Genomic DNA, 8,575 nt, shown 5'->3' on the forward strand with positions numbered 1-8,575 from the left:
ATGATGGCAGAGAGGTCACACCCGTTCCCATACCGAACACGGAAGTTAAGCTCTCTAGCGCCGATGGTAGTTGGGACCTTGTCCCTGTGAGAGTAGGACGTCGCCAAGCAAGCTTAAGACGAGTCAGAATGACTCGTCTTTTTTGTATGCTTTCATGCCTCTGTTAATTGCTTGTTTAACTCCTTCTAAATAGGCAAAGCCATGCCTTTTATCTGGTTCTAAGTAAGTACCTTCTGCCCATTCATTCCACGCATTAATAAATAAAAACTCGCTGTTGTAAAGAGAATAGGTGCGCTGGATTTGCTTACTTAAATATATCGTGAACTTCTCAGGAGTAGAGCCTACGAAAATACTGCTATTTAAATCTTTGCGGCGTGCTGTATTGTCCCAGTCAACAAAGGCACCGGGAAATGTTTTTTTCTCTGGAGGAGACCGCTTTAGTATATACATCCAAACTTTATCATAATCCCAAGCGTTTATTTGTTTACCAGACTCATATATTGTTTTATTTATGTCTGAAGAGCTATCATGAGCAATTGTATAAAAAGGCTCGAATTGAATGCTAGCATCGAACCCATTTATATTAGGAAGTGGGAAGCTGTTTAATGTTTCTACAAAGTATATACCTGCCAAACCATTTTCTTGTGCGAGTGTATTCCAGTAGTTAAGCATTTGCTCACAATTAGGTATATGCCCAGGACGATAAATAATGAATAGTGGTTTATTATCTATACGGATATACCTCTCATCTTGGAAAGCTTGTAATAAATAATCAAAGTGTTCTTTCCAATCCGATAACCCTCCGTAATTTTGAGGCATTAATATGTGACTATCAAGACCATCCCAAGTTTTTGTCCATGGTTCATTTGCCCAAGATAGGCAAAATGGAAAATCTGGTTCGCCCATCTGAAGTACCTCATTAAATGGTCTCTCCAATAGCCTCTTCCCTTTAAACCAGTAATGGTAATAACAAAAACCATATATGCCGTGTGCTTTGGCAATTTCTGCTTGCCATTTTCTTACGGATGGGGTGGTTAAGTCGTAATAAAAATCTTGATAAGGTTCTCTAGGTTGATAATGTCCTGAAAATAAAGGTCGTGCACTTTTAGTATTTGTCCATTCAGTAAAACCTTTTCCCCACCATCGGTCATTTTCTTTTATTTGATGAAACTGTGGTAAGTAAAAAGCAATTATTTTCAAGATATATCCCCCTTATGTGCTTCGTAGTTCAAGTGGTGGGAAGTTATTTTTGATTTTTCGAATCTAGTTAAAGCATGAGAACCGTTATTTACTTACTCTGTTTATGCCTCATAATGAATTTTTTTGTACAGTTTGCTTGATATGGAAATCTTTAATGATTTAATATATACGGCTGAAATATAAAATGATCTTCATTATACAATGAGCGAAAAGAGTTAATCTTTTTGGAGAACAAATAGGGCTTGGGGTAATCGGTTTGCATCATCGAAAAAGTCCCGCAGCTTTAAATACTTCTCATAGTGGTTTTTAATATAAGTTCTAGGTATAATGGTTTCCCCGTAGAAGCTACTATTTCTAACGTCTCCAGCTCCCGTAGGGCTGTGGACGAAATTGCCGCTTTCATAATCCGAGATGGCACGATTTATATCTGGAAAAGCTTGAGATAAAGTTTTATGCCATCCTGTCTGAATTAATTCAGGGTGTTCCTTAAATTGTTGACAAAAATCGAGAAAATAGCGCGCTTGTGTCGTGGCGATGAAGATTCCACCTGGACGAAGAATTCTTGAAAATTCCTTTATCCAATGTTCTGCAGTTTCTTCGGATAAATGTGAGAATACAGAATAAGCGAATATGATGTCCAATGAATTGTCACTAATAAATTCTACAGGAGGTTGTGGATTGGCGGTTTTATATATTCCTCTTCCTAACGTTTCATTGCAAATATTAATCATTGCTGGATCTACATCAATCCCAAGTAAATTTTCATCGCGAACATCTTTGAAAAAAAAGCGTATAATTCTTCCCCAGCCACAACCAAAGTCTAAAATTTTCCGTTCTTTATTCAAGGGAACGCCTAAATTATGGGCATATGTTTTTACAAGTCTATAAAACAAATATGCTTCATAAAGAGCATGTTCATAGGAAGCACCTACAAACTGTTGTTGAATTTCTTCAGGGGGGAACATAGGTACTGGGATACCATTTATCTTTGTTTGTGAGCAACTTTGTATAAATAGATGAAGAAGTTCAACATCAGAAAGCGGGCTAACAAGGTTATCAAAATCACTTCCTAACTTAAAGTCATCCATTTGTTAACCTCCAAATTATATGGTGCCTAAAAATCATTTTCTTGTTTTCTACTAATAAAAACATGTAAAAATTCAGCATCTAAGCCTAGTGATTTATCCTTTTGTAAATAAACTAGGGTATACATATTTGCATGTGTATAAATATATTCAATCATATCTTGGCCCCAATCAAATGTTACTAAAGACCCATTCTCATCAATAGGATTTCCGTGATAAATTGGCTCTTCAATATACTCAATTCCACCCTCATTGATTCTTGCCCTTTGCAAAGTTTTGGGAAGTGTGTGGTACCAAGGGACAGTAAACACATGAGCACCGCCAGGCTTTAATACACGCTCTATTTCTTTAAAGGCTTTGTTTGGTTCCATTACATGTTCAAAGACATCTTGAGTAATGAACAAATCAAAAGATTCATTTTGAAAAGTCATGTTTTCTAAGTTCTCGCATCTAATCCCTTGAAAGTATTGGCCGAGAGGATAGTTTTTAAAGTATTGAGAGTATGTATAGTTTTTGCAGTTTTTTATTAGTAGTTGAGTTGTAATCCCCCCAGGTGAGGATTCGTGAATATGATAGGAACCCCATTTCGGAAAAAATGTATTTAAAACATGAATTAAAGCTCGCTGCCTTGGTATAGAGTGGCATGTAGAACATAAGTAGTGATCTCTAAGCCAATCGTTATGCTCTATAAATGTAGTTTCCTTCTCACAAATAACACAATATCCGTTATTATGTTTCAAATTACCTTCCACATGACATCACTCCTGTGTAAAAAATGTATATGGCACATGCGTCAATAATTAGTGAATTCAAAGAGGGTAGGTGAAATTTAGGGAATCTATAACAGTAAAATTGGTAGAAGGGAATAATTAGCAGGGGAGAACCCCTCTCTAATTAAAGTTTCACTTTATGCTATGCGATACATTCGCTTTTATTCATTGAAGAGTGTATCAATTTAAAATATCCCTTTTGTGTACGGATACATTTCAAAGTCTTGTGCATATATTTCTGTAACTAATGCCATTGTTTCTTCATCATAAAAACTTTTATATGTCGGAAAGCGAGGGAAGGCGGCATCTGTAATGCTGAGCTCTGCATAGCTTCCTGTATACATCATTTTATGAGAGCGATGATGATCTGAATTTGTAAGTAGCGCTAAATTAGATTTAACTAAATCGTACGTATGTTCTATTTTGGTGATTTGTGTATTAAAATCTTCTAAAGGAATATAGTGTTGGATGAAATTTTCTTCACCCGGAACGTATTGCTGACTAAAATGTATGTCCATTGCTACGGAATTGGGATCTAATGCTCGAACGTAATATAAAAATTGTTTAAATGATATTCCTCGGTTACTATATTTGTCATTATATAAATACTGGCAGATACTTTCCCATTGAGGAATTGCATATGGATTGTCAGCAAGTAATAAAAATGAGCTGACGGCCCTTGTATAGGGATTTCGTACAAGTTTACAAACAGCTTTTTCTGCTGTTAGAAGCCCATTTTGTAACTCTGGTATGTAGTTGGTGTTGTTTTTATATACCCAGAATTCATAGTAATGAATAAAGTCATGGTATTTCTTTGCTTCATTAAACAATCCGATTTGAAAAAAGAACCAATTAGCTAAAGTAGTGCATCCGCTTCTATGGCTCCAGAATAGTATAAGGGGAAAGTCTTTATGGAAATGTGGGATTCGATCTTTATGTAGAATTACATGATTTAAAAGCTCCTGATTTACATTCTTCATACATGTAGTGCTCCTTTTTGAAAGTTTTATTTATGGAGAAGGAGAAAGCTTTTACTAATCCAATATATTCATAGGAATGAGTAAATATTATGAATGTTTTTTCGGACGGCTTAAATAAGGTAGTGATTCTAAAGGGAAAATATAAAATAAAGATAATGAAAATTTATAAGGGGCATACAATTATAAGAGACTCAATAATAGAATTGACTAAGTTTATTTATTTGTATTTCTAGGTGAGATAAGCAAAAATCTTATTACTAGAGAGGATATTATGCGGAAGAATAATTATTTAATAGTAGGTGGAAATAGTTTCATTGGTATTAACCTCGCATTAGGTTTATTGAAAAAAGGCCAAAATGTAAAAGTATTTTCCAGACATATAAATAATTTTCCTCAAAATATTATAAGTGAGGTTGAATTTATTAAAGGTGATTTAGCAAATGTTGAAGATATATATAAAGCCTTAGTGAATGTGGATATTATTATTTATTTAGCTGCAACGTCTAATGTAACAACTTCAATTGAAGATGTTTTCGGAGATATAAACAGTAGCCTTTTTTTTCTTAATTTCATGGAAAGTGCTAAAAATTTCCCCATTAAAAAAATCGTATTAGCATCTTCTGGAGGCACAGTTTATGGTGAACCGGAATATCTGCCTATTGATGAGGAACATCCATTAAAACCACTTTCTCCTTATGGAATAACAAAGGTGTCGCTTGAAAATTATTTGTACTTTTATAAGAAAAAATATGGAATGGACTATGTTGTATGTAGATATTCTAATCCGTATGGAAAATATCAAAACCCGTTAAAGAAAGTTGGAGCAATAAATTGTTTTTTGTATCAGCATCTCAGTAATGAAAAGATTAATATATATGGGAATCCACAAGAAATTATTCGAGATTATATTTATATCGATGATTTAGTGGAAGTTACTATACAACTATCGCAATTAAATCACTTGAAATTTTGTGTGTATAATATAGGCAGCGGAAAGGGTCTCTCTTTAAAACGAATTATAGTAGAATTGGAGAAATTAACGGAAAGAAAAGTGGACTTTATCTGCTATAAACAAAAGCAAGAAAACGTTCAAAAAATCATTTTAAATATAGATAGAGTAAGACGAGAATGTAATTGGGAACCGAAAGTGGATTTCAAAAGTGGAATTAGATTAAATAAGCTATGGATTGAAGAGTTCTTATATAGTAAAAAATAATAAGCCATGCCCTACTTCTGTATAAGTAGAGCGTGGTTTATTATCTTATTTCTTTTTTTATTACCCAAAGATCTTGATGTTCCCACCAAAAACCTTCAGTGTATTTTTTGATAATAGGATTATAAGGTAATAATTTAATTTTGTCACATACGTAAGAGGGGCTAACGATCGTTTGCCCGTATTGATGAACATCTAAATCGAGTTGTTCGCTAGAGGGAAGAAACCAATAACCCCGTTCATTTAAAGCGGGAAAGCCGAAGTACTTTTTACTTTGATATCCATGAGTTGTGAAAATGAATAAGCCGCCAGGGGAAACAGCGTTATACAATGTCTGAAGCCAACGAAACCAAGTTGTATCAGGCATATGAGAAAAAAAGGATAGACAAAAAACGATATCATACGTAGACGAGTCTAATTTTACTTGTTCTGGTTCAGGGTGAGATAATAGAGATGAAGTATGTAATGTGTTTTCAATAAAAGTAATAGCCTCTTCGTGTATATCGCAAGTAGTTATACTTAAGTTCATTTGCTGATTTAATAAATGACGTGTTACGCAGCCATATCCGGATGCGAATTCTAATAATTGAATTGGAGTGTCTATAGGAGGATAAAAGGAAGTAATTAAATCTAAGAGTGTTTCTGCTGATTTTCTTCCATCTTTAAAATAATAATCTATTGCTTCTTTTTTAGATGGAAAGACTGGATTTGTGACAAGGAATTGAAAGATATGATCCTCTGGGTGGATATTTGCACTTACATTGTATTTTTGTGCAATTTGAGAAATCAAATGTTTATTTGCCTCTATAAATTCTTTCAAAGAGTAACACCCCTTAAATAATAGTAATGTCTTAAAAGAGCTACTGATGATAAAGAAAATATATAATTAAACCTTCAAATATGTTTCAAGGTACTTTCTATATGCATACATTTTCTTTTTTGAAATGTCGTCGATAGTAAAGGTGTCTTTAATGAAATTCTGCATTTGTACAACTTCACTGTAATGGGAATATGAATCTTCTGTTCTTGTTACGCTATTTGTATGTCGTCTATGATAGTTTAGAGGTTTTGGATTAAAATAAATGTTCCCCTCTTTAAGGAGAGAAACATAGAAAAACCAATCACCAGCTATTTTAAACTTTCGCAATTGTTTTGCTATTGTTTTTATATCTATGTTTTTAAAAACTACACTTGAGACATTAGGTATGGTGTTTTTGATAAATAACGTATCTTGTATTTCATCTATCCCTTTTCGGATATAAGAACTCTGCCATTTTTCCTTATCGATATCATTTGTGTAATTCAAATAATGATTGGCCAAGATATTTCCTTGTTCATCTATTTGTTTTGATTGTGTGTAGCTTAAGGCAACATCACTATCTATATGAAACCCTTGTATTACTTCTTCTAAAAATGTCTGATCACATAAGTCATCGGCCTCAGCAATCCAAATATAATCACCGGTTGCTGCAGAGACACCTTTTATCCATTGTTTAAATACAGAACCAGAATTTTTATCATTAATAATCTGCTGAACTTTCAGGTGGTGTTTATTTTCATTTGAGAGCAGCTTTTCAAATATAGATGCGCTATTGTCAGTAGAGGCATCGTCTAGGAAAATTAGTTCGTAAAGGGGATAGGTTTGATTTAATATTGATTTAACTCGTTCCGGTAAGTATTTTTCGTAATTATAGTTCGGTACAATAACGCTTATTTTTTTATAATTATGCTCAAGCAAGTTTAATAATTGATAAACGTAATCAAGAAAGTTGAAATCTCTTTCAATAAGTTCTTGGCCAAAGGTCCCTTTTTGTAATCGTAAATCTTCATTCCCGATAAGTTCATATATTCTTTCCAGCATCATAGGTAAGTTTAAATAGTCTACTAATGCGCCGGTTTGTTCCGTAACAACATCTTCAAAACCTCCAGCGTTTTTGAACCCTATAACAGGGACTTTTGTATCTAATGCTTCTAAAACTACGTTTGGAAAAGGATCTTCTCTTGAAGTTAATAAATATAAATCAGCACCGGCGTTATATAAACCGATATCTGGAGTTGGTTCCACTAATGTGAAATGTGCTGTATATCTTGGGGAGATTGTATTAAAAAAATGAACATCTGTTTTCCCAACCCAGATAAAATGAATATTCGTATGCATCTTTCTTACTGAGTAAGCAATAAGTGAGAATAAATCTATTCCTTTTCGATGATCAGCGAAACCTACCCCCAAGATGATTTTGCTATCGAGAGGCAGATTGTGCTTTTTTCGTAAATCGCTTCTCGCTTGTGCAATATTTTTCTTATAAGGATTATGGTTGAACAAGCCCTGAGGGAGAATGTGGCATTTTTGATGATCTAATTGGGTGATTGTACGGAATTTTTCATACACGTATTGTGAAGGGAAGACAATTTTGTGAGCAGATTGGGCAATGTTTCTTGCTTTTCCCTCAGCAGAGTACTGTTGTATTAAATGCGGCAATTCATGTATTAATGAAATAACTTTAATATTATGTTTAGCTAGTAATGCAACTATATCACCACTTATGACGGTACTACATATGGCGATGGTATAGTCTTTTAATAATAACTTCTTTATTAATAATTCGACTTTTTCTTCCGTTGGGTAGTCTTCCTCTAGGCAATAAACAGGACCATACTTTTGAAAATCGCGGATTAAAATACCGGTTCCAATAGAAATAATTGCGACGGAGTAATGAAAGTTTTCTTTAAGGGCTTTAATAGTATGTAAAGAAAGCAGCTGTGCTCCGTGGAAATGGGCATCATGGGATACATAAATGATTTTCTTATTAGCATGCATTTCATAACGCCTCCTAATGTAATTAGATTTTAGTAAATGTAGGATGTATTTATAATTCCTAGAGAGAAGTGGTAGGAGATAATTGTGAATGTAACCGAAATAAAAAAGCTACTTTTAATATATATTTGTGTGGCTTGATATTCATTCTTTATAAAGTAGAAACTGTCGATTATAAAAATGACTACACTAGTTTATTAATCTTTAGGGAAGGATTATAAAAATACGCTTTATAATTTATAAAATAAAAAGGATAAAAAGTATTGACGATTAGAGTACAGAAGTGTAATATAGAACAAGTCGCCGATGACAATAACGTCGAAAGCGACAAACGAAATAAAAAACTTAGTTGACATTAACTAACGAAGATGTTAACATAAGGAAGTCGCAAATGAGCGACAGACAAGTTCTTTGAAAACTGAACGAAACAAACAACGTGAAACGTCAATTTTTATTTTAGATGCTAGACAAACTAACTTTATTGGAGAGTTTGATCCTGGCTCAGGATGAAC

7 protein-coding genes and 1 rRNA gene are annotated in these 8,575 nt (G+C 33.7%); 2 read left to right on the forward strand and 6 right to left on the reverse strand.

Annotated elements, in window-relative coordinates:
- A 5S ribosomal RNA gene (gene rrf / locus PDQ40_RS27885) occupies positions 1–109 on the forward strand; the annotation flags it as partial.
- A 14-nt stretch (positions 110–123) separates the two neighbouring features.
- Here the strand turns inward: rrf and PDQ40_RS27890 are convergent.
- The 4 genes from PDQ40_RS27890 to PDQ40_RS27905 form a co-directional block, all read right to left on the reverse strand.
- Positions 124–1,200 (reverse strand): glycosyltransferase WbsX family protein, encoded by a 1,077-nt coding sequence (locus PDQ40_RS27890; RefSeq protein WP_000690992.1) that lies wholly within the window; start codon positions 1,198–1,200, stop codon positions 124–126.
- Between the two features lie 215 nt (positions 1,201–1,415).
- Positions 1,416–2,288, reverse strand: coding sequence for a class I SAM-dependent methyltransferase (locus PDQ40_RS27895; protein WP_000340853.1), 873 nt, complete (start codon positions 2,286–2,288; stop codon positions 1,416–1,418).
- A 26-nt stretch (positions 2,289–2,314) separates the two neighbouring features.
- On the reverse strand, positions 2,315–3,037 hold the full coding sequence (locus tag PDQ40_RS27900; protein ID WP_000398929.1) for a class I SAM-dependent methyltransferase: 723 nt from the start codon (positions 3,035–3,037) through the stop codon (positions 2,315–2,317).
- Between the two features lie 203 nt (positions 3,038–3,240).
- Positions 3,241–4,035 (reverse strand): sulfotransferase family 2 domain-containing protein, encoded by a 795-nt coding sequence (locus tag PDQ40_RS27905; RefSeq protein WP_270691780.1) that lies wholly within the window; start codon positions 4,033–4,035, stop codon positions 3,241–3,243.
- Positions 4,036–4,306: 271 nt separating this feature from the next.
- Between PDQ40_RS27905 and PDQ40_RS27910 the strand changes: the two genes are divergently transcribed.
- Complete coding sequence (locus tag PDQ40_RS27910) at positions 4,307–5,251, forward strand: NAD-dependent epimerase/dehydratase family protein (protein ID WP_001230823.1); 945 nt, start codon at positions 4,307–4,309, stop codon at positions 5,249–5,251.
- Positions 5,252–5,291: 40 nt separating this feature from the next.
- Here PDQ40_RS27910 and PDQ40_RS27915 read toward each other — a convergent pair whose 3' ends face one another.
- Positions 5,292–6,068 carry a class I SAM-dependent methyltransferase gene (locus tag PDQ40_RS27915; protein ID WP_270691781.1) on the reverse strand — a complete coding sequence of 259 codons (777 nt, stop codon included), beginning with the start codon at positions 6,066–6,068 and terminating at the stop codon, positions 5,292–5,294.
- A gap of 66 nt (positions 6,069–6,134) precedes the next feature.
- Positions 6,135–8,066, reverse strand: coding sequence for a glycosyltransferase (locus PDQ40_RS27920; protein WP_270691782.1), 1,932 nt, complete (start codon positions 8,064–8,066; stop codon positions 6,135–6,137).
- Between the last annotated feature and the right edge of the window lie 509 nt (positions 8,067–8,575).

The sequence above is a fragment of the Bacillus cereus group sp. Bc061 genome (assembly GCF_027715825.1).
Taxonomy (GTDB): domain Bacteria; phylum Bacillota; class Bacilli; order Bacillales; family Bacillaceae_G; genus Bacillus_A; species Bacillus_A paranthracis.